Genomic DNA, 1,111 nt, shown 5'->3' with positions numbered 1-1,111 from the left:
CGCGGGCGCGGCGCGACCGGTACAGCCGGCCGCGGCCCTCGACGGTCTCCGACGCCCGCACCACGACGGGCATCCGCTCGGCGACGAGCGGTCCGATGCGGCGCGCCCTCCACACCGCGACCAGTGCGACCGCCAGACACAGTTGCAGCACGATCCAGGTGACGTGGTCGGGTATCAGCTCGAAAATCGTTGCGGTGCCCGATGATTCACCCTCGGGCTGCTGCGGGGCGTACCAGATGACCTGTGGACGGGAGCCGGCGAGGTTCATCGCCAGCGCGGCGTTGCCGCGGTCGCTCAGTGTTCCGTTGGTCATGAAATCCGCGGCGCCGACCACCGTGACGACGCGCCCGCCGTCCCGGTACCGCACGACGGCGCCGTCGTAGCAGCGGGTCAACGAGACGCCGTCGGCGGCGTCGTAGGTTTCGCTCACCCCGAGCCGCACGTCTCCGGCCACCACCGCCTCGCGCAGGTCGCAGTCGGGCTCGCCACCGAACGACGTGTCTTCTCCCGGTTCGACGCCGGGCGCGAGGGCATCCCGGGCCCGGGAGCCGGGCTCGAGCAGCAACCGGTCACCGGGCACCGCGGCGAGCCGGTCCATCAGTTCGTCGCCGACCTGAAAGGTCTGTGCCATGACGAGCAGGGTGCCGGGTGTGGCGGCGCGCTCCACGTCGGCCACGGTGTCGGCGACGGTGACGTCGACGCCCTGCTCACGCAGCAGCGTGACGAGCGCGCGGGCGCCGTCGGGTGACGTCGACCCGGCGTCCAGCCGGCCGCCGGGCCGGGGCGCGGTGAGATAGGTCCCGATCGTGGCGACCGCGACGATGACCACCAGGGCGAGAAGCACCCAGCGGCCGGTGCTCCAGCGCTGCCGGAGGGTCGGTTCCGTCGGGGTGGCCGTCATCGGACCCCGGCCCAGCCGCCGGCCGGCGCGGAATCGCCACCGGTGGACGAGGTGGCGTGTGTGCGCGAGCGCAGATGGTCGTCGAGGCCGGCGATCAGGCGGTACGCGGATTCGGTTCCCGGCCGTTCGCCGTAGGTGACGTCATTGAAAGCGGTTGCGGCCGAACCGAGTTCGGTGGCGAGGCCGGGCAGCGCGGCGCCGGCGTCCCTG

1 protein-coding gene and 1 pseudogene are annotated in these 1,111 nt (G+C 73.0%); both read right to left on the bottom strand.

Annotated features, from left to right (window positions below):
- A partial coding sequence (locus tag Q2100_RS27370) for a DUF4350 domain-containing protein (protein ID WP_302916580.1) occupies nucleotides 1–901 on the bottom strand: 901 nt, incomplete at its 3' end.
- A pseudogene (locus Q2100_RS27365) lies at nucleotides 898–1,111 on the bottom strand (DUF4129 domain-containing protein); the annotation flags it as partial. The pseudogene Q2100_RS27365 and the gene Q2100_RS27370, both read right to left, overlap by 4 nt.

It is taken from the genome of Mycolicibacterium arseniciresistens (assembly GCF_030519285.1).
Classification (GTDB): domain Bacteria; phylum Actinomycetota; class Actinomycetes; order Mycobacteriales; family Mycobacteriaceae; genus Mycobacterium; species Mycobacterium arseniciresistens.
The sequence above is the reverse complement of the archived record's forward strand: the minus strand, read 5'-3'. Positions and strand labels throughout refer to the sequence as shown.